Source organism: Paracoccus sp. S4493 (genome assembly GCF_000967735.1).
In the GTDB taxonomy this organism is placed as follows: domain Bacteria; phylum Pseudomonadota; class Alphaproteobacteria; order Rhodobacterales; family Rhodobacteraceae; genus Paracoccus; species Paracoccus marcusii.
Genome location: NZ_JXYF01000017.1, coordinates 1 through 23,463 on the forward strand (window position 1 = coordinate 1; position 23,463 = coordinate 23,463).

A 23,463-nucleotide genomic window follows, 5' to 3' on the forward strand; every position below is an offset into this window, starting at 1 on the left:
GCCCCCCGGACCCCCCGCCCGGTGCCTGTGCCCGATGGGGCGTCAGACGTCCGTCACGTCACCATGTCATCGCGATGGATCAGTGCCGCCCGACCGGGATAGCCCAGGATCGTCTCGATCTGTGCCGAGTGATGACCGGCGATGGCCCGCGCTTCGGTTGCGGTATAGCGGATCAGCCCGGTCGCCAGACGCTGGCCGGCGCGGTCGGTGATCGCCACCGGATCGCCGCGCCCGAAATCGCCCTGCACCTGCGTCACGCCCGCAGGCAGCAACGATTTGCCACGGCCAAGCGCCAGGCGCGCACCATCGTCCACGATGACCGTGCCCTTGGGCTTCATCGCGGCGATCCAGCGCTTTCGGGCAAGCTGCGGATCCGCCTCGGGCAGGAACCACGTAGTCCGGGCGCCCTGTGCAACGGCCGACAGCGGGCGGAGGACCGACCCCTCGGCAATCGCCATCGCACACCCGCCCGCCACCGCGGTGCGCGCCGCCATCAGCTTGGTCTTCATGCCGCCCTTGGACAGGCCCGACACGGGGTCGCCGCCCATCGCCTCGATCTCGGGGGTGATCGTCTCGATCACCGGCAGATGGCGGGCCGTCGGATCGGTCTTAGGGTTCGCCGTATAGAGCCCGTCGACATCCGACAGCAGCAGCAGTTGGTCCGCGCCGCAGGTCACGGCGATCTGCGCGGCCAGGCGATCGTTGTCGCCAAAGCGGATCTCGTCGGTGGCAACGGTGTCGTTCTCGTTCACGATGGGCACCACGCCCAGGCCGAGCAGGGTCTGCATCGTCGCGCGGCTGTTGAGATAGCGGCGACGGTCGGCGCTGTCCTCCAGCGTCAGCAGCACCTGTGCAGTGATGACGCCGTGTGGTGCCAGGGCCTCTTCATAGGCACGGGCCAGGCGGATCTGGCCGACGGCCGCCGCGGCCTGCGCCTGTTCCAGCGGCAGCGCGCCGGCAGGCAGGCCCAGCACCCGCCGCCCAAGCGCGATCGACCCTGAACTGACCAGCACGACGTCGCAGCCTTGCGCCCGCCATGCCGCCACATCGTCGCACAGACCGCGCAGCCAGTCGCCGCGCAGGCCCTCGGGGCCGACCAGCAGCGCCGAGCCGATCTTGACGACCAGCCTGCGGGCCCCGCCAAGCTGCGGCACGCTCACGGCTGCCATGTCCCCTCGGGCGTTTCGGGGGCGGCGGGGGCCCGCGAGGGCTCGATCTGGGTCCACAGCGCGCGCAGCAAGTCGGTCACGCCGGTCCGGGCCACGCCCGACATCAGCATGACCGGATGGCCCAGCTCCGCCTCCAGCGCGGCGCGGCGCTCGGCGATCTCCTCCTCCTCCAGCGCATCGATCTTGTTCAGCGCGGTCACGCGGGGCTTCTGCATCAGGACCGGCGAATAGGCCTCCAGTTCCGTCAGGATGGTGCGCGCATCCTCGGCCACGGTCTCGGATGTGCCGTCCACCAGATGCAGCAGCACGTTCGACCGTTCGACATGGCCCAGGAACTGATCGCCCAGTCCCCGGCCCTCGCTCGCGCCCTCGATCAGACCCGGAATGTCGGCCATCACGAATTCGCGCCCGTCCACGCCGACGACGCCAAGGTTGGGGTGCAGCGTGGTGAAGGGGTAGTCGGCGATCTTGGGGCGCGCGTTTGACACGGCGGCCAGAAACGTCGACTTGCCGGCATTGGGCAGGCCCACAAGGCCCGCATCCGCGATCAGCTTCAGCCGCAGCCAGATGGTCCGCTCGACCCCCTCCAGCCCAGGATTGGCGGTGCGCGGGCTGCGGTTGGTCGAGGACTTGAAATGCAGGTTCCCCCAGCCCCCGTTGCCGCCCTTGGCCAACAGCACGCGCTGTCCGACCTCGGTCATGTCCGCGATCACGGTCTCTTCGTCCTCGTCCAGGATCTCGGTGCCGACGGGCACCCGCAGCACGACGTCGTCGGCGGACTTGCCGGTCATCTGGCTGCCCATGCCGTGCTGGCCGGACTTGGCAAAGAAATGCTGCTGATAGCGGAAATCGATCAGGGTGTTCAGCCCATCGACCGCCTCGGCCCAGACATCGCCGCCGCGGCCGCCGTCACCGCCGTCAGGACCGCCGTATTCGATGAACTTCTCGCGGCGGAACGACACGCAGCCCGCGCCACCCCCGCCCGAGCGGATATAGACTTTGGCGAGGTCGAGAAATTTCATGAGACAGCTCCTTTTGCCGGATGCCGATACGCCCTTGACGCCTGTGGCGCAAGGGTTCCGGGCTGGCAATGCCGGGATGCGCGCCTATGTAATGGTCAAAGGAGACCGCGATGATCCGTTTCGACAACAGCTATGCCCGGATGCCGCAAGGGTTCTTTGCCCGCGTGGACCCCACCCCCGTGACCGCCCCCAGCCTGCTTGCGCTGAACGGACCGTTGGCGGATCGACTGGGGCTGGACCGCGACGCGCTGACGGTCGAGATGCTGTCGGGCAATGCCGTTCCGCAGGGTGCGACGCCCCTGGCCCAGGCCTATGCCGGGCACCAGTTCGGCGGCTTCGTGCCTCAGCTGGGCGACGGGCGCGCCGTCCTTCTGGGAGAGATCGTGGCCCCGGACGGGGCACGGTTTGACATCCAGCTGAAAGGGTCGGGGCCGACGCCGTTCTCTCGTCGCGGCGACGGGCGGGCTTGGATGGGGCCGGTGCTGCGCGAATACCTGGTCAGCGAGTTCATGGCGGCGATGGGCGTGCCCACGACCCGCGCGCTGGCCGCCGTCGCCACCGGCGATCAGGTGTGGCGCGAACAGGGCGGCCTGCCCGGTGCCGTCCTGACCCGCGTCGCCGCCAGCCACATCCGCGTCGGCACGTTCCAGTATTTTGCCGTGCGCGACCGCAGGGATGCACTGGCGGCCCTGACCGACCACGTGATTGCGCGCCACTATCCCGATGCGGACGGCCCCTTGGCCCTGCTAAACCGGGTCGTCGCTGCGCAGGCCGAAACCATCGCGCAATGGATGGCGCTGGGCTTCATCCACGGGGTGATGAACACTGACAACATGGCGATCTCGGGCGAGACGATCGACTACGGGCCCTGTGCCTTCATGGACGTCTATCACCCCGACACGGTCTTTTCCTCGATCGATCGCCAGGGCCGCTATGCATGGGCGAACCAGCCCCAGATCGCCGTCTGGAACCTGGCCCAGTTCGCGACCTGCCTGATCCCCCTGATGGGAGAGGAGGAAGCCGCGGTCGAGGCCGCGACCACCGCCGTCCATCGCTTTGCACCGCTGTATCAGGCCGCATGGCTGCGCCGGTTCGGCGACAAGCTGGGCATCGACGGTGTTGCGAACCAGTCGCTGATCGAGAGCCTACTGCAGATGATGGCCGAACAGCGGGCCGATTTCACCCGTGTCTTCGCGGGCCTGTCGGAGGGGACCGCGCGCGACGAATTCGCAGACCCCGCGCCCTTCGACACCTGGGCCCGCGACTGGCAGGCGCTTTCGCCCGACACGACCGTGATGGCCCGGGCCAACCCGCGGCGCATTCCGCGCAACCACCGGGTCGAACAGGCGATCGCATCCGCCGTGGCGGGCGACATGGCGCCTTTCGAACGACTGTTCGACGCGATCACCCATCCGCGCGACCTGCGCACCGATTGGGCAGATCTGGCGCAGGCACCGACACCTGCGCAGGCGGTTCGCCAGACGTTCTGCGGCACCTGACGGGGTTGTGCGCGCCTGCCCCTTGCACGTGACGCGGACCCCGCCAAGATCACCCGCAACGCCAGTTCGGATGGATTGATGCTGAAGATCGCAAGCTACAACCTGCACAAGTGCCGTGGGATGACCGGCCCGCATGCGCCGCTGCGCAATCTGGCGGTGATCCGGTCGCTGGACCCGGATATCATCGCCCTGCAGGAGGTGGATTTTCGCCTTGGCGCCCGCCCCGAAGCCCTGCCGCGCAACCTGATCCAGTCGGAAACGGGGCTGGTGCCTGCCGACATCTACGGCACGACCGAAAGCAGCCTGGGCTGGCATGGCCAGACGATCCTGATGCGCCCGCATCTGGCCGAACAGGCGGTGCTGCGCCGCCTGCCCCTGCCGGGTCTGGAGCCGCGCGGCGCGGTGGCGCTGCGCCTGCCGGGCCTGACGCTGATCGGCGCGCATCTGGGGCTGGCGCGGTCGTCGCGGCGTGCGCAGCTGGCCCGGATCACCGCGCAGGCGTCGCGGATCGCGGACGACCACATCGTGATGATGGGCGATTTCAACGAATGGCGCGACGACCGGGGTCTTGAATCGCTGGCCGGGTTCCGGGTCGTGGCGCCGGGACCGTCCTGGCCCGCGCCTCTGCCCCGGCTGCGGCTGGACCGGATGGCCCTGTCCACGAACCTGCACGTCCTGGAAACCGGCGTCTTCAACGAGGCGGGCGCGCGCGACGCATCCGACCACCTGCCGATCTGGGCGCGCATCCGCTTTCCGTGAAGATTGCGAAACCGGGCTTGCGGCGCTAACAAGGCGCCAAGCATCAACCGGAGTGCGCTTATGACCGCCATCATCGACATCTTCGCCCGTGAAATCCTGGACAGCCGCGGCAACCCGACCGTCGAGGTCGACGTGACCCTGGAAGACGGCACCATGGGCCGCGCGGCCGTTCCCTCCGGCGCGTCGACCGGCGCGCACGAGGCGGTCGAAAAGCGCGACGGCGACAAGTCCCGCTATATGGGCAAGGGCGTGCTGGAGGCGGTGGCCGCCGTCAACGGCGAGATCGCCGAGAACCTGGTGGGCGAGGATTCGACCGAACAGCGCGCCATCGACATGATGATGTGCGAGCTGGACGGCACGCCCAACAAGGGCCGCCTGGGCGCCAACGCGATCCTGGGCGTGTCGATGGCAGTGGCCAAGGCGGCGGCGGATGCGACCAACCAGCCGCTCTACCGCTACGTCGGTGGCACCAGCGCGCGCATCCTGCCGGTGCCGATGATGAACATCATCAACGGCGGCGAGCATGCCGACAACCCGATCGACATCCAGGAATTCATGATCATGCCCGTCGCCGCGGAGAACATCCGCGAAGCCGTGCGCATGGGGTCGGAAATCTTCCACACGCTGAAGAAGGAGCTGTCGGCGGCGGGCCTGTCCACGGGCATCGGCGACGAGGGCGGCTTTGCCCCGAACCTCTCCTCGACTCGCGACGCGCTGGATTTCATCCTGAAGGCCATCGAGAAGGCCGGCTATCGTCCCGGCGACGACATCATGCTGGCACTGGACTGCGCCTCCACCGAATACTTCAAGGGCGGCAAGTACGAAATGAAGGGCGAGGGCAAGTCCCTGACCCCCGGCGAGAACGTCGATTACCTGGCCGCGCTCTGCGACGCCTATCCGATCCTGTCGATCGAGGATGGCTGCGCCGAGGATGACTGGGACGGCTGGAAGATGCTGACCGACAAGCTGGGCGACCGCATCCAGCTGGTCGGCGACGACCTGTTTGTGACCAACCCCGTGCGTCTGGCCCAGGGGATCGAGCGTGGTTGCGGCAACAGCCTGCTGGTCAAGGTCAACCAGATCGGCACGCTGTCGGAAACGCTGGACGCCGTGCGCATGGCCGACCGCGCGGGCTATACCAGCGTCATGTCGCACCGTTCGGGCGAGACCGAGGACGCGACCATCGCCGACCTGGCCGTCGCCACCAACTGTGGTCAGATCAAGACCGGTTCGCTGGCCCGTTCCGACCGGTTGGCCAAGTACAACCAGCTGATCCGCATCGAGGAAATGCTGGGCGCCACCGCCGAATACGCCGGCCGCAGCATCCTGCGCTGACCCTTCAGTCCGGCCCCGCCTCGGGGCCGGACCTTGCCATCTGGCCCAGGGTCTGCAGCGCGGCGGCCAGCCTGTCGCGCGGCATCCGACAGTTCAGCGCGATGCGCACTCCCTGCACCGGCGCCTGTGCCGGTCCGCAGAAATCCGACGACGGGCGCACGATCACCCCCGCCGCCGCCGCGCGCGACGCGAAATCGGCGGCCGTCCACGGCGCGGGCAGCGGCAGCCAGACCATCGGCACGCCGGCCTGACCCCGCGCGTCCAGACCCGCGAACGCCTCCTGCGCCAAGGCCAGCCGATCCGCCACCTGCGCCTGAACCTCGCGGGCGATCCGATCGCCATCGCCGGACCGCAGCAGCCGCGTCACCAGCCCGGTGATCGGCTGTGACAGGCCCATATGACTGTGCTGCGCGGCGACGCGCCCCGCCTGGCCCATCCCCTCGGGGCAGATCAGCACGCCGAAGCGCAGGCCCGCGGCGATGATCTTCGACAGGCTGCTGACATGCCAGACCCGCTCGGGCGCCAGGGCGCGCAGGCTGGGGGGCGCATCGGGACGCGGGCTGGGCGCATAGCATTCGTCCTCGATGATCTGCAGGTCGTGGCGGCGGGCCACCTCGACGATGCGGTCTCGCCGGGCGGCCCCCATCGATGCCAGCGTCGGGTTCTGCGCCGAGGGCGTCAGGCACACCAGCCGCGCCCCCGTGGCGCGGGCGACGCGGTCCAGATCCTCGGGGATCATGCCCTGATCGTCCAGCGCCACCGCCTGTGTCTGGGCGCGCATCAGGCGTGCCGCGTGGGTGATGCCGGGATAGGTCAGCGCCTCGACCATGACCTGCGCAGGTTGATCCGCCAGGCACAGCGCCATGACAAGCGTGATCGCGTGCTGACCGCCGTGCGTCAGGACCATGTCGTGGTCGGCCACCGCCCCCAGGGGTCGGACGGACATCCAGTCCAATGCCGCGCCCCGGCAATCCTGGTCGCGGCTCAGCGGGGTGTAATCCAGGACCGACGCGTCCATGTCCGCCGCCATCGCCGCCAGATGCGTGGCCAGGACCCGCGCCTGACCGCAATCGGGCAATTGCGGGATGCGCAGGTCGGCCGGGCCCTGCGGCGATGCGGGGTGGTCCAGGCTTTCGTAAAGCAGCGGCTGCGGCACCGGGCGACGGGGGCGCGCCGCGGCGATGAAGCTGCCGCGCCCCACATGGCTTTCCACGACACCTTCGGCGGCGGCCACCTGATAGGCCCGGGCGACGGTTCCGGTCGTGACCTTCAGCCGCCAGGCCAGGTCGCGCATCGGCGGCAGACGCGTGCCGGGCGCCAACTGGCCCGACCGCGCGGCCTCGCGCAGGGCGTTGGCCAGGGCGCGGAACTTGGGTCCGGGCTGGCCGGTCAGGTCGGGCTGCCAATCCTCGATGCGCATCTGAGCCTCCTTGCCGCGACATCCCTGATAATGCGCCGTTTTTGCGGGCACAATCGCCTGCGTACGATTGCGCGACCGCATCAGGGCCGGCGGCGTGAAATAACTTTGGGGGATCGGTCTCAGAACACTCGACAGGCCCGAAAGCGGGGCTAAACTGTCGGCCATGCAGGGTGGGAAGTTGCGGGCCGAGGGGGCCCACCGACCCAAGCGGAGGAGACAGAATGAAAGATTCCAAAGCGTTGGACCGGCGGTCCTTCATCGCGCGGGCGTCCATCGGCGGTGCTGCGGCGGCAGCCGGCAGCGTGCTGGCCGCGCCCGCCATCGCGCAAGAGGCACCGCAGATCAACTGGCGCCTGGCCTCCAGCTTTCCCAAGTCGCTGGACACCATCTATGGCGGCGCCGAGGAAATCTCTCAGCGCCTGTCCGAGGCGACCGACGGCCGCTTCCAGATCCAGGTGTTCTCGGCCGGAGAGATCGTGCCGGGCCTGGACGCCATCAACGCGACCACCGACGGCACCGTCGAATGTTCGCATTCGGTGGGCTACTACAACTGGGGCAAGGACCCGGCCTTCGCCTGCGGTGCCGACCTGCCGTTCACCTTCTCGGCCCGCGCCAAGAACGCCTACAACTATCAGGGCGGCGGCATCGAGAACTACAACACCTTCCTGGAAAAGTACAATCTGGTCAGCTATCCGGGCGGCAACACCGGCGTGCAGATGGGCGGCTGGTATCGCAAGGAAATCAACTCTCTGGCCGATATGCAGGGCCTGAAGATGCGCATTTCCGGCTTGGCGGGCCGGGTCGTCGAGAAGCTGGGCGTGGTGCCGCAGCAGATTGCCGGCGGCGACATCTATCCCTCGCTGGAGCGTGGGACGATCGACGCGGCCGAATGGGTCGGCCCCTATGACGACAGCAAGCTGGGCTTCCAGAAGGTCGCGCCTTATTATTACTATCCCGGTTTCTGGGAGGGCGGCCCGACGGTCAGCTTCTTCGTGAACAAGGGCCAGTGGGATTCGCTTCCCGAAAACTACAAGTCGCTGTTCCGGACTTGCGCGCAGGCTACCGACCAGAACATGCTGGCGAAATATGACATGAAGAACCCGACCGCGCTCAAGGAGCTGGTCGGTTCGGGCGCTCAGCTGCGCTCGTTCAGCGAGGAGGTGCTGGCCGCATCCTTCGCCGCCGCGAACGAGGTCTATGCCGAGGTCTCGGCCGAGAACGAGTCCTTCAAGACGCAGTACGAGGCAATGCTGCAGTTCCGCGACGACTGGTACCTGTACCAGCAGACCGCGGAATACACGTTCGACACCTTCATGATGATCCAGCAGCGCAACGGCACCCTGGCCGTCGGCGGCTGATCGGACGACCCCATCGGAATGCGAAACCCCCGCGCAGGTGTTGCGCGGGGGTTTTTCGTTGGTGCATCGGGCCCGCGGTGACGGGCCCGCCCGTCAGTTCCCTGACAGGCCCGGAGGAGGCCCGCCTAAGCCCAAGCTCACCCCGCCGGAGGGTGCCGCCGCCTCGGGGGTCGCGGCTTCCGGTTCGGGGCTGGTCGGTGCGGGTGCATCCGGGACGGGTGCGTCCGGGGTCGGCGTCGCCGGAGCCGGCTGTTGCTGGCCGAAGGGCGATCCGCCCAATCCGCCAAGCGTGCCGAACCCGCCGCTGCCACCCTGCGGGGCCGCGGCGCCGCCGCCCAGCCCGCCACCGAGACCGCCGCCAAGCCCCCCGCCCATGGGGATCTCGATCCGCATGTTCGACGTGTCCACGACCGGTCCCTTGTAATGCATGACCATGCCCGGGAACGCGATCACCGCCGCGATCATCAGGACCTGAAGCCCCACGAAGGGAACCGCGCCGCGATAGATGTTCAGGGTGGTGATCGGGTCCATCATCAGACCGGTGATCTTGTCACGATAGGATTTCCGCGGCGCGACCGAGCGCAGATAGAACAGCGCAAAGCCCACGGGTGGCGTCAGGAACGATGTCTGCATCGTCACCGCGAGTATCACCCCGAACCAGACCAGATCGACGCCAAGCGCATTTGCCGCCGGGATCAGCAGCGGAACGATGACGAAGGCCAGCTCGAAGAAGTCCAGGAAGAAGCCAAGGATGAAGATGATGATGCAGGACACGATCAGGAAGCCCGTGACCCCGCCGGGAAGCGCGGTCAGCAGGTCGCGCACCCAGATATGGCCGTTGACCGAATAGTAGGTCAGCGAGAAGACGGTCGCGCCCAGCAGGATGAACATCACGAAGGCCGACAGCTTGACTGTCGACAGCAGCGCCTGGTTCAGCACGTCGAAGCTGAGGCGGCGCTTGATCGCCGAGAGGATCAGCGCGCCCATCGCACCCATCGCGCCGCCCTCGGTGGGCGTGGCGATGCCCAGGAAGATCGTGCCCAGCACCAGGAAGACCAGCGCCAGGGGCGGGATCATCACGATGATGACCTGCCGCGTCATCGGCGACAGCCAACGTCCGCCCGTGGCACGGTCGGCGACCGCCAGGATCAGCAGGACCACGACCGCCAGGGTCGCCGCCCAGATGGGCGCGTTCGTGACGCCGTTGGCGTCCATCCAGCGGCTGGCCAGCTGGAAGATCGCGACGGCCAGCACGATCACCACGGCCAGCGACCAGCCGCCGCCGCCCAGGCTGCGCGCCTCCAGCGGCAGGGCGGGCATGGCCTTGGGGCGCAGGATCGACAGGATCAGGACATAGACGATGTAGACGCCGACCAGCGCCAGCGCCGGGACCATCGCCGCCTTGTACATGTCGCCGACGGAACGGCCCAGCTGGTCGGCCAGCACGATCAGCACCAGCGACGGCGGGATGATCTGCGCCAGCGTCCCCGACGCCGCGATCACGCCCGTCGACAGGCTTTTGTCATAGCCGTAGCGCATCATAATCGGCAGAGAGATCAGGCCCATCGAGATGACCGAGGCCGCGACCACGCCGGTCGTTGCCGCCAGCAGCGCGCCGACCAGGATCACGGCATAGGCAAGGCCGCCGCGGACCGGGCCGAACAGCTGACCGATGGTGTCCAGAAGCTCCTCGGCCATGCGCGACCGTTCCAGCACGATCCCCATCAGCGTGAAGAACGGGATGGCCAGCAGCGTGTCATTGCGCATCACGCCGAAGACGCGGTCCCCAAGCGCCCCCAGCAGGTTCCAGCCCAGGTTCACCTGGTCGGACAGGGGCGTCAGGAACACCCCGAAGAAGAAGAACAGCAGCCCGTTGGCCGCCAGCGCAAAGGCGATCGGATAGCCGAACAGCAGGAACGCCACCATCGAGAAGAACATGATGGGGGCAAGGTTGTGGGCGATAAGGTCGATCACGGGCGGCGCTCCGGTTCATCGGTCTGGTCGGTGCGGCCCGTCAGCATCAGCCCGGCCTCGTGATTGGCGGCCTCGTTCGGGCCGGTGTTCTGGTGCGGATCGGGAATGATGCCGCGCATGACGGCGATCTTCTTGACGATCTCGGACAGGCCCTGGGCGAACAGCAGGCCAAAGCCCACCACCAGCACGCCCCGCGCCGGCCAGAGCGGCAGGCCGCCCGCGTTCATCGAGATCTCTCCGGTGCGGATGCTGCCCATCAGCGCGGGCCAGGTCAGCCACAGCATGACCGTGGTGAAGGGCATCAGGAACAGGATCGTGCCCAGAAGGTCGATCCAATGCTGCACCCGACGCGACCAGCGGCCATAGATCACGTCGATGCGGATATGTTCGTTCTCGAGCAGCGTCCAGGCCGAGGCCAGCATGAAGGCCGCGCCGAACAGGTACCACTGCGCCTCCAGCCAAGCGTTCGACGACATGCTGAACACCTTGCGGACGACCGCGTTGACGGCGCTGATGACGACGGCCAGCAGGATCAGCCAGGCGACGCTGCGCCCGATCAGCGTCGTGACGCGGTCGATGCCGCGCGAAAGGGCCAACAGGCCGCTCATGATATGCTCCTCCCTCAAGGTACGGCCTTCGGCCGCGGTCCGGTTGACCCGGTCGTTCTGGCTGGCAGGATATGCGGCAAGCGGCCTGCGCGGGTCAAGGTTTTCCGCCAGTTGACCCTAGGTCAGCGCGGCCATCCCGACCAGCGCCGCACATTCCGCAAGCAGCACCGACGCGCCCAGCACATCGCCCGTCTGCCCGCCCAGCAGGCGGCAGGCGCGGCGCGAGACCGCCACGACCGACAGCCCGATCAGCGCCATCGCCAAGGCCGCGGCCCCCGGTTCCGGCGCACCCAGCAGCAGTGCCAGAACGCCCGTCAGCGTGGCCGCCACCACCGCCCGGCGCGAGGGCTGCCCGGCCCCCTGACCCAGCCCATCGGTCCGCGCCGGCGGCAGAGCACGCATCAGCATCACCGGTGCCACCCGCCCCGCCGCGGCCGCCGCGATCAGCGCCAGCGGTCCAAGCGCCGCCAGCGCCGCCACGCGGATCACGCCCGTCGACACCAGCGCGGCGGCGCCATAGCTGCCGATGGTCGATTCGCGCATGATCCTCAGCCGGTCGGCGCGGTCCCGTCCGCCGCCCGCATCGGCGAAATCGGCCAGCGCATCCTCGTGCAGCGCACCGGTCAGCCAGACGGTCAGGGCAACGGACAGCGCCGCCGGCAGCAGGCCCGTCCCCATGATCCACAGGGGCACCCCGGCCAGCAGTCCCAGCACAGCCCCCGCCAGCGGAAAGGCCCAGGCCGCGCGGGACAGCGGCAGAACCTCGGGCGGCAGCAGGCGCCCAAGCGGCAGCCGTGTCAGGAAGACCAGCGCCAGGACGATCTGGTGCGACCTAGACAATCCCGGCCTCGGCAAAGGTCGCCATGCCGTTGTGGCATTCCAGCGCGGCGCGCAGCACCAGAAGGGCCACGGCGGCGCCGGACCCCTCGCCCAAGCGCATGTCCAGCGACAGGACGGGCTGCATCGCAAGCGACGCGATCAGGCGTCGGTGCCCCGGTTCGGCGCTTTCATGGCCGATCAGGCAATGGGCCAGCGCGTCGGGATCATCGCGGGTCAGCACGGCGGCAGCGGCGGTGCAGATGAACCCGTCCAGGATCACCGGAATGCGCAGGTCCCGTGCACGGCGTACCGCGCCGCAGATGGCCGCCTGTTCGCGACCGCCGAACGCGGCCAGCGTGTCGTGGGTGCCGGTCACGGCGTGGCGGGCCAGCCCTTCCGTCACGACGCGGACCTTGGCGGCCAGCATCGCGCCCTGCGCGCCGGTGCCGGGGCCGACCCAGTCCTCGGCCCGACCGCCAAAGGTCGCCGCCGCCAGTGCGGCCGAGGTGGTGGAATTGCCGATCCCCATCTCTCCCAGCAGCAGGACCTGGACGGTGGGATCGACGGCGGCGGCACCCTGCGCCATCGCATCATCGACCTCGGCCGACGTCATCGCGGGGCCTTGGGTGAAATCGGACGTGGGCCGGTCCAGATCCAGCGCGACGATTCCCAGATCGGCCCCCGCCACACGGCACAGCTGATTGATCGCCGCGCCGCCTGCACGAAAGTTCGCGACCATCGCCGCCGTCACCGCGGGTGGAAAGGGCGTGACGCCCTGCACCGTGATCCCGTGATTGCCCGCAAAGACCAGCGCCTGCGCGCGGTCCAGCGTGGGGCGGTCGGTCCCCTGCCAGCCTGCCATGAACACGGCCAGCGCCTCCAGCCGACCAAGCGATCCGGCGGGTTTCGTCAGCGTGGCCTGGCGCGCGGCGGCACGGTCGGCGGCGGTCTGGTCAAATCGGGTCATCGGGGTTCTCTGCCATGGGTTTCAGGCGCAGGGGCATGCCGCTGACGGCCATCCAGACCTGGTCGGCCAGCGCCGCCACCGCTTGGTTCATCCGGCCGTGATCGTCACGGAACCGGCGGGCCAGGGCGTTGTCCGGCACGATCCCCTGCCCCAATTCGTTGCTGACCAGCACGACAGGACAGCATTGCTGACGTAACGTCACCGTCAATGCGCCGATATCCGCCGAACCCATGCAGTTCGACATCCACAGCGTCAGGCAATCCACAAGGCGCACGCCCTGACCGTCGGTCGCGCGCAGCGTGCCGGCCAGATCCAGCGGTTCTTCAATGGTGCGCCAACCCTGTCCGCGATCCTGTTGATGCGCCTTGATTCTTTCACCCATCTCGGCGTCGCGGGCCTGGGCCGTGGCGATATAGATGCGCGGCATCGCATGGCGCAGGACCAGCCGTTCGGCCAGGGCCGACTTGCCTGACCGCGCGCCGCCCGTCACCAGCGTGATATGTCCCCGTTGCGTCATGCGGGCCTGTTTTCCACAGGGCGGTCGGGTTGGAAAGCGCGAAACGCCGCTTGCCCACACCCGTGCTTTCACTAAACCTCGCGCCATTCCGGTGCGACACGACACCGACAGACAACTTGGAGGAGTTGGGATGACCAAGCTTTTCGCGACGACCGCCCTGCTGACCGCGCTGGCGATGCCCGCTTGGGCCGTGCAGCCTGCCGAAGGCGAGACCCTGGCCGAGAACCAGACCTATACCTATTGGCTGCTGGACGCGATCAAGTCGCTTGACCCGGCCAAGAACACCGACGTCGAGGGTTCGGACGCGCTGCGCTCGCTGTTCGAGGGCTTGATGATCGAGGATGCCGCGGGCAACATGATCCCCGGCGTCGCCGAAAGCCACGAGATGTCCGAGGACGGCCTGACCTACACGTTCACGCTGCGCGACGCCAAGTGGTCGAACGGCGACCCGGTGACGGCGGACGACTTCGTCTATGCCTGGCAGCGCGTCGTCACGCCCGAGACCGCGTCGGAATACGCCTGGTACATGGAGCTGATGAACCTGCAGAACGCCACGCAGATCATCGCGGGCGAGATGGAGCCCGACCAGCTGGGCGTCGTCGCGCTGGACGACAAGACGCTGCAGGTGACGCTGACCACGCCCACCCCCTATTTCCTGAACACCCTGTCGCACACCACGACCTATCCCGTGCCCCGCGCGGTGGTCGAGGAGCACGGCGACGCCTGGGTGCAGCCCGCCAACCTGGTCGGCAACGGGGCCTATACCCTGGCCAGCCACAATCTGGGCGTCGAGATCGTCTTCGAGAAGAACCCGGAATACTGGGATGCCGAGAACGTCGTGATGCAGACCGTCCGCGGCGTGACCGTCAACGACAACAACGTGGCCCTGACCCGCTATCAGGCCGGAGAGCTGGACCGCGTCCAGATCCCCGCCGGCCAGTACCCGCGCCTGTCCGAGGCGTCCCCCGAAGAGGCCGTGTCTGTGCCCTACGGCTGCTCTTACGCCTATGTGTTCAACCTGTCGGAGAAGGGCCCCGAGGCGCTGAAGGACGAACGTGTCCGCGAGGCACTGGCCCTGTCGCTGAACCGCGAGGTCATCGTGGATCAGGTCCTGCAGGGCGGACAGGAGCCCGCCTACACCTGGACGCATTGGGCCATCAACGGCTTTGCCGCGCCCGAGGGCGGCATGAAGGACATGTCGCAGGAAGACCGCATGGCCCGCGCCGCCGAGCTGCTGGCCGAGGCCGGTTACGGTCCCGACAACCCGGTGCGCCTGCAGCTGCAGTACAACACCGACGACAGCCACCGCCTGCTGGCCATCGCGGCCCAACAGTTCTGGCGCCCCCTGGGCATCGAGATCGAGCTGAACAACGTCGAATGGGCCGTCCACACCGACCGCCTGCAGAACCAGGACTTCGAGATCGCACGCTATGCCTGGTGCGCCGACTACAACGAGGCGACGACCTTCCTGGACTGGTTCCGCACCGACGGCTACAACAGCGGCAAGTGGTCGAACGAGGAATACGACAAGCTGCTGGTCGAGGCCCGCACGGCAGAGGACACCACCCCCCTCTATCAGCGCGCCGAGGAGATCCTGGCCGATGAGAACCCGGCGGTCTTCGTCTATCACTATGCCAAGGTCGACATGATCAACCCGGCCATCAAGGGCCTGCCGCGCGAGAACCTGCTGAATACCTGGTACGCCAAGGACCTGTACCGCGTCGCGGAATAAGCAGCCATCCTGACCGGGGGCCGGGGCGGCACGACCGCCCCGGCCCTGTCATTTTTCAACCATTCCGCAGGGAAGGCCCCACGCGATGTTCGCATTCATCCTGCGACGGCTGGCGGTGGCGATACCCACGCTGCTTCTGCTGATCGTCTTCTCCTTCGTCCTGATGCAGATCGCACCGGGCGGACCTTTCACGGGCGAACGCGCCCTGCCCCCGGCCGTCCTTGCCAACTTGGAGGCGCAGTACGGTCTGAACGACCCGCTGTGGCTGCAGATCTGGAATTATCTGGTCAACGTAGTCGTGCATTTCGACTTCGGTCCCAGCTTCGTCTATCCCGACCGCACCGTGAACCAGCTGATCGCCAGCGGATTCCCGGTGACGCTGACCTATGGCGGGCTGTCCTTCGTGGCAGCCGTCGTCGTGGGCGTGGCCCTGGGCGTTGTGGCGGCGATCTGGCACAACAGCTGGGTCGACTATCTGGCCGTGGGCGTGTCTATCGGCGCGCAGGTGCTGCCGAACTTCGTGATGGCGCCCCTGTTGGTGCTGGTCCTGACCTTGTGGTACGGCCTACTGCCGGGCGGGGGCTGGTCGTTCAGCAATCCCAGCTTCTGGATCATGCCGGTAATCGCGCTGTCGACCAGCTACATGGCGTCGATCGCGCGGATCACCCGGTCGTCGATGCTGGAGGTGCTGGGGTCGAACCACATCCGCACGGCGCGGGCAAAGGGGATGCCCGAACACCGCGTCATCATCCGCCACGCGCTGAAACCCGCGATGCTGCCGGTGATCAGCTATCTGGGGCCGGTCTTCGTGTCGATGATCACCGGATCGGTGGTGATCGACATCTATTTCTCGACCGGCGGCATCGGCAAGGCCTTCGTGGACAGCGCGCTGAACCGCGATTATGCCGTGATGATGGGCGTTACTATCCTGGTGGGCGCGCTGACCATCCTCTTCAACCTCATCGTCGACGTGCTTTACGCATGGATCGACCCCAAGATCAGGTACTAGGTCATGGTCATCGATCAATCCAAGATGCAGTCCCTGTCCGACCGTTTCGTCGAGGCAGAGGTCCGCGGCCGCAGCCCCTGGGCCGACGCGCGCCGTCGCTTCTTCCGCAACAAGGCCGCGATGCTGGGCCTGACGATCCTGATGCTGGTGTCACTGTTCGCGATCTTCGGCGGCTATGCCGCGCAATGGTCTAACGAGGAGCTGGATTTCAGCGTCATGGGCCAGGTCGCCCAGATGGGTCAGCCGTCGATGGAAAACGGGCACTTCTTCGGCACCGACAACCTGGGCCGCGACCTGTATGCACGCGTCGTGCAAGGCACGCGCATCAGCCTGATGGTCGGCGTCGTGGGTGCTGCCATCGCCGTCATCGTTGGCACGCTCTATGGCGCGACCGCGGGATATGTCGGCGGGCGCACCGACCAGATCATGATGCGGACGGTCGATATCCTGATGTCGATCCCCTACATGTTCGTGCTGATCCTGCTGCTGGTCATGTTCGGGCGGTCGATGTCGATGCTGTTCCTGGGCATCGGCCTGATCTCTTGGCTGGATATGAGCCGAATCGTTCGCGGTCAGACGCTTAGCCTCAAGAACCGAGAATTCATCGAGGCCGCGCGCGCCACCGGCGTGTCGTCCTTCCGCATCATCGTCCGCCATATCGTGCCGAACCTGCTGGGCGTGGTGGCGGTCTATGCGACGCTGCTGGTGCCGCTGATGATCCTGACGGAAAGCTTCATCAGCTTCCTGGGTCTGGGCGTTCAGGAACCCCTGACCAGTTGGGGCGCGTTGATTTCCGAAGGGGCGGGCACGATGAACTATGGCACGCTGTGGCAGCTGGCCTTTCCGCTGTTCTTCTTTGTGATCACGCTGTTCGGCTTCTTCTTCGTGGGCGACGGCCTGCGTGACGCCCTCGACCCCAAGGAGCGGTAATCATGGCCCTTCTCGAACTGCGTGACCTGTCGGTCCGCTTCCAGACCAACGATGCCGCGGTGCGGGCCGTCAACGACGTGACCCTGTCCGTCGATGCGGGCGAGACCCTGGGCATCGTCGGAGAATCCGGCAGCGGCAAGTCGCAGCTGTCCTTCGCGATCATGGGCCTTTTGGCGCGCAACGGCCGCGCCTCGGGCAGCGTCCTGTTCGACGGGCAGCAGATCCTGAACGCCCCGCCAAAGGTGCTGAACCGCATCCGCGCCGAACAGATCGCCATGATCTTCCAGGATCCGATGACCTCGCTGAACCCCTATATGCGGGTGGCCGACCAGATGGCCGAGGTGCTGACGCTGCACAAGGGCCTGTCGAAACGCGATGCCGTCGCGCAGGCCGTGCAGATGCTGGACGCCGTCAAGATCCCCGACGCCAAGGGGCGCGTGCGGCTTTATCCGCACGAATTTTCGGGCGGCATGCGGCAGCGGGTGATGATCGCCATGGCGCTGCTGTGCCGACCCAAGTTGTTGATCGCGGATGAGCCCACGACCGCGCTGGACGTGACCGTGCAGGCGCAGATCATGGCACTGCTGTCGGACCTGCAACGCGATTTCGGCATGGCGATGATCTTGATCACCCATGATCTGGGCGTGGTCGCGGGGTCATGCGAACGGGTCGCGGTCATGTATGGCGGCCGCATCCGTGAGACCGGGCCGGTGCGCCCGATCTTTGCCGAACCGACGCATCCCTATACCCAGGGCCTTCTGGACGCGATCCCGCGTGTCGATCAGGACGATGAGGACCTGCGCGCCATCCCCGGCCAGCCCCCGAACATGAGCCGCCCGCCCTCGGGCTGCGCGTTCGAGCCGCGCTGCCCCTATCGCCGCGAAGGCTGTGCCAGCATCGACCCAGCCCTGGAGGTCTTCGCCCCCGGCCGCGCCCGTGCCTGCCACGCCCCCGTGGCCGAGGTGCTGGCCCGGCGCATGATCGACGACCCGCAGCCCGACCTGGTCGCCGCTGGTGACACCCTGCCGACGGACGACCACCTGCCCGAGGGCGCCGTCGCCGGTGCCGGTGCGGCCGGCGCCACCCAGACCCCCGGATCGGAGGCCAAGCCATGAGCGATCTTCTGAGCGTGCGCGACCTGCGCGTGACCTTCCAGATCCGCCCCGAAGGCGCGATGCCCTGGACGCGACCCAACCCGCTGCGCGCGGTGAACGGCGTCGATTTCGCCCTGGCGCCCGGAGAGACCCTGGGCGTGGTAGGCGAATCCGGCTGCGGAAAATCGACCTTGGCCCGCGCCCTGATCGGGCTGGTCCCGGCCACGGGACAGGCTGAATGGATCGACGGCAAGGACCTTCTGGCGCTGACACCCCGGCAGATGATGGCCTATCGCCAGGACATCCAGATGGTGTTCCAGGACCCTCTGGCCAGCCTGAACCCGCGCATGACCGTGGGCCAGATCATCGCCGAACCCCTGACCACGCACCGCCCCGACCTGCCCCGCGCTGACGTGCGTGAACGCGTCAAGGCGATGATGGAAAAGGTCGGCCTGCTGCCCAACCAGATCAACCGCTATCCCCATGAATTCAGCGGCGGCCAGTGCCAGCGCATCGGCATCGCGCGCGCCCTGATCGTTGAGCCCAAGCTGATCATCTGCGATGAGCCGGTGTCCGCGCTGGACGTGTCGATCCAGGCACAGGTGATCAACCTGCTGATCCGGCTGCAAAAGGATCTGGGACTGGCGCTGATCTTCATTGCGCATGACCTGTCGGTGGTGAAACATATCAGCGACCGGGTGATGGTGCTATATCTGGGCAAGGTGATGGAGATGGGTCCGGTGCAGGCGCTGTATGCCAACCCCCAGCACCCCTATACGCAGGCGCTGCTGTCGGCCGTGCCGGTCCCCGATCCGACGATCGAGACCGCCAAGACCATCGTGCCGCTGGCGGGCGACCTGCCCTCGCCCATGAACCCGCCCTCGGGCTGCGTGTTCCGGACGCGCTGTCCGCGGGCGAAGGCTGAATGCGCGGCGTCGGTGCCGCAGCTGACGGTCGGCGACCATCAGGTCGCGTGCCATTTCCCCGGCCCCCTGACCGAGGCCGAGATCGCCCACGCCCGCCGGACCGAGGCCGCCTGATATGCCGCCCGACGCGCCCGCATCCCCCGATTATGCGGCGCGTTGGGCGGCGCTGAAGAACATCCCGCCCTTTCTGGTCATGGTCTGGCGGGCCAGCCCCGCGCTGACGTTGGCCATGGTGGCGCTGCGCCTGATGCGGGCGCTGATGCCGGTCGCGATGCTGTGGGTGGGCAAGCTGATCATCGACCAGGTCGTGGCCCTGTCGGCCGCGGGTGGTCCGGACACGCTGGCGGGCTGGTGGGAAAGCGGTCTGGCGCATCCGCTGATCGGGCTGGTGGCACTGGAACTGGCGCTGGCGATCGCACAGGACGTGCTGGGGCGGCTGGTCGCCTATGTCGATGCGCTGCTGCAGGAAAAGCTGGTCATCGATATCTCGATCCGGCTGATGGACCACGCGGCAGATCTGGACCTAGCCTCCTTCGAGGATGCAAGCTTTCAGGACCGCCTGGACCGCGCGCGGCGTCAGACGATGGGGCGCATCCCCCTGCTGAACCAGCTGATGCAGCAGATGCAGGACAGCGTCACCGTCATCAGCTTTGGCGTGGGTCTGGTGGTCTATAACCCGTGGCTGGTGGTGCTGCTCGCGCTGGCGCTGATCCCGTCCCTGATGGGAGAGATGCATTTCAACGCCCGCACCTATGCGCTGAACCACGCCCGCGCGGCGGACCGGCGCGAACGCGACTATCTGCGCATGATCGCAGCCACCGCCGAGACCGCGAAAGAGGTTAAGATCTTCAGCCTAAGCCCTTGGCTGCGCGACAGATATCTGACCCTGGCCCGGCGGTTCTACCTGGAGAACCGGGTGATCCAGCGCCGCCAGCTGTCGGTGATGGCGGTGCTGACCGCGCTTGGCACGCTGGCCTATTACGCGGCCTTTCTATGGATCATCGCGCGCACGCTGACGGGGCAGCTGTCGATCGGCGATCTGACGTTCCTGTCGGGCAGCTTCCTGCGCCTGCGCGGTTTGCTGGAGGGGCTGCTGTCGGGGTTCTCCAGCATGGCGGGTCAGGCCATGTATCTGGACGACCTGTTCGATTTCTTCACCGCCCGCCCGGCCATTGCCAGCCCCGCCGATCCGCTGCCGGTGCCGGTGCCCATCGCGCAGGGGTTCCGGTTCGAGAATGTGGGCTTCCGCTATCCGGGCCGCGAGGATTGGGCGATCCGCGGCATGACGCTGGAGCTGCGCGCCGGAGAGACGGTCGCTCTGGTCGGAGAGAACGGCGCGGGCAAGACGACCATCGTCAAGCTGCTGGCGCGTCTGTATGACCCGGACGATGGCCGCATCACGCTGGATGGGCGCGACCTGCGCAGCTATGACCTGGACCAGCTGCGCGGCACCGTGGGCGTGATCTTTCAGGACTTCGTCCGCTATGCGGTGACCGCGGCGGAAAACATCGCCATCGGCCGGATCGACGCGCGCGACGACCGCCCCCGCATCGTGACGGCGGCCGAACGGTCCCTGGCCGATCAGGTCATCGCCAAGCTGCCCAAGGGCTATGACCAGATGGTCGGCAAGCGGTTCGCCCGCGGCTTGGACCTGTCGGGGGGCGAGTGGCAGAAGCTGGCGATCGCGCGTGCCTATATGCGCGATGCGCAGCTGTTGGTGCTGGACGAGCCCACCGCCGCGCTGGACGCGCGGGCGGAATACGAGGTCTTCTTGCGGTTCCGCGATCTGACGCAGGGGCGGACGGCGCTGCTGATCTCTCATCGCTTCTCATCCGTGCGGATGGCCGACCGGATCATCGTGCTGGAGGGCGGCCGCGTCCAGGATCAGGGCAGCCACGCCGAGCTGGTCGCCCGGCCCGGCCGCTACAAGGAACTGTTTGAGCTACAGGCGCAGGGGTACCGTTAAAGCACGGTCCCCAGCACGATCACCGTGATCAGCGCGATGACCGGGATCAGCACCGCGACCACGAAGATGTCTGGATAGCTTTTCTTGTGGGTCAGCCCGGTGATGGCCAGCAGCGTGATGACCGCGCCGTTATGCGGCAGCGCGTCGAACCCGCCCGAGGACAGCGCCGTGACGCGGTGCATCAGCTCCATGCTGATCCCCTGTTCTTGGCCCATCGTGGCGAACTGTTCGCCAAGCGTGTTCAGCGCGATGGACATGCCGCCCGAGGCGGATCCGGTGATGCCGGCCAGCACGTTCACCGCCACCGACAGCGACGCCACCGGGTTGTTCGGGAACAGGCCCAGCACCCCGTCGCGGATCAGCGCGAAGGCCGGCAAGGATGCGATGACCGCGCCATAGCCCACTTCGGATGCGGTGTTGAAGATCGGCAGCAGCGACCCCATCGTGCCGGAATTGACACTCTCGCGCAGGTTGGCAAAGCGGCGCAGGTTCAGGCCGACGGCCAGCAGGATCGACGCGACCAGCGACACGATGATCGCCCAGATGCCTGCGACCGAGGACAGGGTCGTCTCTCCATAGCGCGGTTCGGCCAGATAGTCCGCGGACATGTTCGGGAAGACGAACCAGGTCAGGACCGCGTTCAGGACGATCACCGACACCACAGGCAGGATCGCCAGCGCGAAGGGCGGCAGGTCCGCATCCTCGGGCAGGGTCGCGTCTGCGGCAGTGACGGGGTGATCGCCATAGCCCTCGGCTCCTGCGGCGCGGGCGCGGCGGTTCAGCCACATCGTGCCGCCCGCCAGCATGATGACCCCGGCCAACGTGCCCAGCAGCGGCGCCGCAAACACGTTCGTGCCGAAGAACGGCATCGGAATGGCGTTCTGGATCGCGGGCGTGCCCGGGAATGCGGTCATGGTGAAGGTGAACGACCCAAGCGCGATGGCCGCGGGCAGCAGGCGCTTGGGGATGTCGGCGCGGCGGAACAGCGCATTGGCGATGGGATAGACGGCAAAGGCCACCACGAACAGCGACACCCCGCCGAAGGTCAGCACGCCGCAGGACAGGACGACCGCCAGCACGGCGCGCTGAGCGCCCAGCCTGTCGACGATCCATTCCGCGATCGATCGCGCGGCACCGCTGTCGGCCATGACCTTGCCGAAGATCGCGCCCAGCAGGAACAGCGGGAAGTAGGTGATGACATAGCCGCCAAGCGAATTCATGAAGACCTGGGTATAGGTCGCCAGAACCGGCAGGTCCCCGGACATCACCACCGCCAGCAGCGCCAACAGTGGCGCCAGGATCAGCACGTTGATCCCGCGATAGGCCAGATACATCAGCAGTATCAGCGACAGAAATATTCCCAGCAGGCCCATGCGGCGTCCCTCTCCCGGTTGCAATGGCGTGCATGGTCTCACGCGCGGGACGCGCTGCGCAAGATGCTGCAGTGCAGAAAGTGGCCGGATGCTGGGGAAAGGTGGTACCGCCTCCCCGGCTTGAACGGGGGACCTCTAGATCCACAATCTAGCGCTCTAACCAACTGAGCTAAGGCGGCACAGGGCGGTTCTTTAGCCCCGTGTCAGCTGGGTTGCAAGCCCCGCTTGCCGTGAAATTGCGTCCGCGATACAGAAAGTTTCACCGCGAAAGGACAAGCCATGGGCATCAACAGCGAAAGCAACATCACCGCGAACATCCAGATCGGCCCGACCGACCTTGGGATGGTGCGGATCTATGTGCAGGGAGAGGGCGTGGACCTGCCGATGGATTTCGACCCCGAGGAGGCGACCGAGATCGCCGAAGAACTGATGGCCGCGGCAGAGGCCGCCCGCGCCATGGCACAGGGCGGCAAGCCTAAGAAGCCCCGGCGATAAGCGCGCCCGGGTCGCACATCACCTGCAACCGCAGGGCTGCGGCCCGCGCAAAGTCGCGCTGCACCTTGGTGCGGCGCGGACCCGACAGGCGATGTTCGGGGGCCATGCGGGTGATCTCGGCGCCGAAGGCATCGGCATGGATCAGGCCGGTGTCATCGGGCAGCAGATCGGTCGGAAAGTCGCAGTCGACCGCCCAGAAATACCGGTCGCACCAGTCAAGGTACCCCTGCCACTTGCGGTCGGCCTGAAAATCGGCGCGACAGCTTTTGCATTCGACGACCCACAGCTCTCCCTTGGGGCCAAGGCTGATCAGGTCGACGCGCAGGCCCCGGGCGGGGGTGAACTCGGTCAGCACCGCGTGATCGAGGCTGCGCAGCAGCCGCCCAGTGCCACGCGCAAGGCGCTGGCCGGGCATGGCGGGCAAGGGGGACAGGTCGGACATGGGCGCAGGATAGAACGCAACCGGAACGTCCGCAACCCGCCTTGCCGCC

21 protein-coding genes and 1 tRNA gene are annotated in these 23,463 nt (G+C 67.3%); 11 read left to right on the forward strand and 11 right to left on the reverse strand.

The annotated features are described in order from the left end of the window. Positions 1 to 53: 53 nt before the first annotated feature. Both proB and obgE read right to left on the reverse strand, forming a co-directional pair. A complete protein-coding gene (proB, locus tag TW83_RS03530) occupies positions 54 to 1,169 on the reverse strand; it encodes a glutamate 5-kinase (RefSeq protein WP_045981396.1) in 1,116 nt (371 codons plus the stop codon). Continuing rightward, positions 1,157 to 2,191 carry a GTPase ObgE gene (obgE, locus tag TW83_RS03535; protein ID WP_045981397.1) on the reverse strand — a complete coding sequence of 345 codons (1,035 nt, stop codon included), beginning with the start codon at positions 2,189 to 2,191 and terminating at the stop codon, positions 1,157 to 1,159. The genes proB and obgE overlap by 13 nt, the downstream gene beginning before the upstream one ends. Positions 2,192 to 2,301: 110 nt before the next feature. Here obgE and TW83_RS03540 point away from each other — a divergent pair, with 110 nt between their 5' ends. From TW83_RS03540 to eno, 3 genes are all read left to right on the forward strand, one after another. After that, positions 2,302 to 3,690, forward strand: coding sequence for a YdiU family protein (locus TW83_RS03540; RefSeq protein ID WP_045981398.1), 1,389 nt, complete (start codon positions 2,302 to 2,304; stop codon positions 3,688 to 3,690). 78 nt (positions 3,691 to 3,768) lie between these two features. Then, positions 3,769 to 4,449 carry an endonuclease/exonuclease/phosphatase family protein gene (locus TW83_RS03545; protein WP_045981399.1) on the forward strand — a complete coding sequence of 227 codons (681 nt, stop codon included), beginning with the start codon at positions 3,769 to 3,771 and terminating at the stop codon, positions 4,447 to 4,449. Positions 4,450 to 4,509: 60 nt separating this feature from the next. After that, positions 4,510 to 5,784: a phosphopyruvate hydratase gene (eno, locus tag TW83_RS03550; RefSeq protein ID WP_045981400.1), complete on the forward strand. Its 1,275-nt coding sequence runs from the start codon at positions 4,510 to 4,512 to the stop codon at positions 5,782 to 5,784. A 4-nt stretch (positions 5,785 to 5,788) separates the two neighbouring features. Here the strand turns inward: eno and TW83_RS03555 are convergent, their stop codons facing one another. Continuing rightward, positions 5,789 to 7,204, reverse strand: a complete 1,416-nt coding sequence (locus TW83_RS03555) for a PLP-dependent aminotransferase family protein (protein ID WP_045981401.1) — start codon at positions 7,202 to 7,204, stop codon at positions 5,789 to 5,791. A gap of 239 nt (positions 7,205 to 7,443) precedes the next feature. Here TW83_RS03555 and TW83_RS03560 point away from each other — a divergent pair, with 239 nt between their 5' ends. Further along, positions 7,444 to 8,562, forward strand: a complete 1,119-nt coding sequence (locus TW83_RS03560) for a TRAP transporter substrate-binding protein (RefSeq protein ID WP_148912426.1) — start codon at positions 7,444 to 7,446, stop codon at positions 8,560 to 8,562. A 93-nt stretch (positions 8,563 to 8,655) separates the two neighbouring features. Here the strand turns inward: TW83_RS03560 and TW83_RS03565 are convergent, their stop codons facing one another. The 5 genes from TW83_RS03565 to cobU form a co-directional block, all read right to left on the reverse strand. Beyond that, positions 8,656 to 10,536: a TRAP transporter large permease subunit gene (locus tag TW83_RS03565; protein WP_045981403.1), complete on the reverse strand. Its 1,881-nt coding sequence runs from the start codon at positions 10,534 to 10,536 to the stop codon at positions 8,656 to 8,658. Next, complete coding sequence (locus tag TW83_RS03570) at positions 10,533 to 11,144, reverse strand: TRAP transporter small permease subunit (RefSeq protein WP_045981404.1); 612 nt, start codon at positions 11,142 to 11,144, stop codon at positions 10,533 to 10,535. The genes TW83_RS03565 and TW83_RS03570 overlap by 4 nt, the downstream gene beginning before the upstream one ends. Positions 11,145 to 11,261: 117 nt before the next feature. Then, a complete protein-coding gene (cobS, locus tag TW83_RS03575; protein WP_052714609.1) occupies positions 11,262 to 11,984 on the reverse strand; it encodes an adenosylcobinamide-GDP ribazoletransferase in 723 nt (240 codons plus the stop codon). After that, the gene (cobT, locus tag TW83_RS03580; RefSeq protein WP_045981406.1) at positions 11,977 to 12,930 is read right to left on the reverse strand and encodes a nicotinate-nucleotide--dimethylbenzimidazole phosphoribosyltransferase; all 954 of its coding nucleotides are present in this window, start codon (positions 12,928 to 12,930) and stop codon (positions 11,977 to 11,979) included. The genes cobS and cobT overlap by 8 nt, the downstream gene beginning before the upstream one ends. After that, on the reverse strand, positions 12,917 to 13,447 hold the full coding sequence (gene cobU, locus TW83_RS03585) for a bifunctional adenosylcobinamide kinase/adenosylcobinamide-phosphate guanylyltransferase (protein ID WP_045981407.1): 531 nt from the start codon (positions 13,445 to 13,447) through the stop codon (positions 12,917 to 12,919). Before cobU ends, cobT begins: the two co-directional genes overlap by 14 nt. A gap of 130 nt (positions 13,448 to 13,577) precedes the next feature. On the opposite strand from cobU, the gene TW83_RS03590 reads away from it, so the two are divergent. The 6 genes from TW83_RS03590 (at position 13,578) to TW83_RS03615 (ending at position 21,104) form a co-directional block, all read left to right on the forward strand. Further along, the gene (locus TW83_RS03590) at positions 13,578 to 15,179 is read left to right on the forward strand and encodes a peptide ABC transporter substrate-binding protein (protein WP_045981408.1); all 1,602 of its coding nucleotides are present in this window, start codon (positions 13,578 to 13,580) and stop codon (positions 15,177 to 15,179) included. A gap of 85 nt (positions 15,180 to 15,264) precedes the next feature. Further along, the gene (gene oppB / locus TW83_RS03595; protein ID WP_045981409.1) at positions 15,265 to 16,188 is read left to right on the forward strand and encodes an oligopeptide ABC transporter permease OppB; all 924 of its coding nucleotides are present in this window, start codon (positions 15,265 to 15,267) and stop codon (positions 16,186 to 16,188) included. 3 nt (positions 16,189 to 16,191) lie between these two features. Beyond that, entirely contained in the window at positions 16,192 to 17,118 is a 927-nt protein-coding gene (locus TW83_RS03600) for an ABC transporter permease subunit (protein WP_239441278.1), read from the forward strand. 2 nt (positions 17,119 to 17,120) lie between these two features. After that, entirely contained in the window at positions 17,121 to 18,233 is a 1,113-nt protein-coding gene (locus TW83_RS03605) for an oligopeptide/dipeptide ABC transporter ATP-binding protein (protein ID WP_084697239.1), read from the forward strand. Beyond that, entirely contained in the window at positions 18,230 to 19,252 is a 1,023-nt protein-coding gene (locus TW83_RS03610; protein ID WP_045981410.1) for an oligopeptide/dipeptide ABC transporter ATP-binding protein, read from the forward strand. The genes TW83_RS03605 and TW83_RS03610 overlap by 4 nt, the downstream gene beginning before the upstream one ends. A gap of 1 nt (position 19,253) precedes the next feature. Beyond that, positions 19,254 to 21,104 (forward strand): ABC transporter ATP-binding protein, encoded by a 1,851-nt coding sequence (locus TW83_RS03615; RefSeq protein WP_045981411.1) that lies wholly within the window; start codon positions 19,254 to 19,256, stop codon positions 21,102 to 21,104. Here TW83_RS03615 and TW83_RS03620 read toward each other — a convergent pair. Together TW83_RS03620 and TW83_RS03625 are read right to left on the reverse strand one after the other, a co-directional pair. After that, positions 21,101 to 22,477: a GntP family permease gene (locus TW83_RS03620; RefSeq protein WP_045981412.1), complete on the reverse strand. Its 1,377-nt coding sequence runs from the start codon at positions 22,475 to 22,477 to the stop codon at positions 21,101 to 21,103. The two genes, TW83_RS03615 and TW83_RS03620, sit on opposite strands and share 4 nt — an antisense overlap. Before the next feature lie 102 nt (positions 22,478 to 22,579). Then, positions 22,580 to 22,656 (reverse strand) — tRNA-His (locus TW83_RS03625). 100 nt (positions 22,657 to 22,756) lie between these two features. Here TW83_RS03625 and TW83_RS03630 point away from each other — a divergent pair. Beyond that, positions 22,757 to 22,972, forward strand: coding sequence for a DUF6324 family protein (locus TW83_RS03630; protein ID WP_045981413.1), 216 nt, complete (start codon positions 22,757 to 22,759; stop codon positions 22,970 to 22,972). Here TW83_RS03630 and TW83_RS03635 read toward each other — a convergent pair. After that, positions 22,953 to 23,414, reverse strand: a complete 462-nt coding sequence (locus TW83_RS03635) for an MmcB family DNA repair protein (protein WP_045981414.1) — start codon at positions 23,412 to 23,414, stop codon at positions 22,953 to 22,955. The two genes, TW83_RS03630 and TW83_RS03635, sit on opposite strands and share 20 nt — an antisense overlap. Positions 23,415 to 23,463 lie beyond the last annotated feature (49 nt).

Bases quoted from the DNA above. Each gene is read 5' to 3' on its own strand.
- proB (WP_045981396.1), bottom strand. From the start codon at position 1,169: ATGGCAGCCGTGAGCGTGCCGCAGCTTGGCGGGGCCCGCAGGCTGGTC.
- obgE (WP_045981397.1), bottom strand. From the start codon at position 2,191: ATGAAATTTCTCGACCTCGCCAAAGTCTATATCCGCTCGGGCGGGGGT.
- TW83_RS03540 (WP_045981398.1), top strand. From the start codon at position 2,302: ATGATCCGTTTCGACAACAGCTATGCCCGGATGCCGCAAGGGTTCTTT.
- TW83_RS03545 (WP_045981399.1), top strand. From the start codon at position 3,769: ATGCTGAAGATCGCAAGCTACAACCTGCACAAGTGCCGTGGGATGACC.
- eno (WP_045981400.1), top strand. From the start codon at position 4,510: ATGACCGCCATCATCGACATCTTCGCCCGTGAAATCCTGGACAGCCGC.
- TW83_RS03555 (WP_045981401.1), bottom strand. From the start codon at position 7,204: ATGCGCATCGAGGATTGGCAGCCCGACCTGACCGGCCAGCCCGGACCC.
- TW83_RS03570 (WP_045981404.1), bottom strand. From the start codon at position 11,144: ATGAGCGGCCTGTTGGCCCTTTCGCGCGGCATCGACCGCGTCACGACG.
- cobT (WP_045981406.1), bottom strand. From the start codon at position 12,930: ATGACCCGATTTGACCAGACCGCCGCCGACCGTGCCGCCGCGCGCCAG.
- cobU (WP_045981407.1), bottom strand. From the start codon at position 13,447: ATGACGCAACGGGGACATATCACGCTGGTGACGGGCGGCGCGCGGTCA.
- TW83_RS03590 (WP_045981408.1), top strand. From the start codon at position 13,578: ATGACCAAGCTTTTCGCGACGACCGCCCTGCTGACCGCGCTGGCGATG.
- oppB (WP_045981409.1), top strand. From the start codon at position 15,265: ATGTTCGCATTCATCCTGCGACGGCTGGCGGTGGCGATACCCACGCTG.
- TW83_RS03600 (WP_239441278.1), top strand. From the start codon at position 16,192: ATGGTCATCGATCAATCCAAGATGCAGTCCCTGTCCGACCGTTTCGTC.
- TW83_RS03605 (WP_084697239.1), top strand. From the start codon at position 17,121: ATGGCCCTTCTCGAACTGCGTGACCTGTCGGTCCGCTTCCAGACCAAC.
- TW83_RS03610 (WP_045981410.1), top strand. From the start codon at position 18,230: ATGAGCGATCTTCTGAGCGTGCGCGACCTGCGCGTGACCTTCCAGATC.
- TW83_RS03615 (WP_045981411.1), top strand. From the start codon at position 19,254: ATGCCGCCCGACGCGCCCGCATCCCCCGATTATGCGGCGCGTTGGGCG.
- TW83_RS03620 (WP_045981412.1), bottom strand. From the start codon at position 22,477: ATGGGCCTGCTGGGAATATTTCTGTCGCTGATACTGCTGATGTATCTG.
- TW83_RS03630 (WP_045981413.1), top strand. From the start codon at position 22,757: ATGGGCATCAACAGCGAAAGCAACATCACCGCGAACATCCAGATCGGC.
- TW83_RS03635 (WP_045981414.1), bottom strand. From the start codon at position 23,414: ATGTCCGACCTGTCCCCCTTGCCCGCCATGCCCGGCCAGCGCCTTGCG.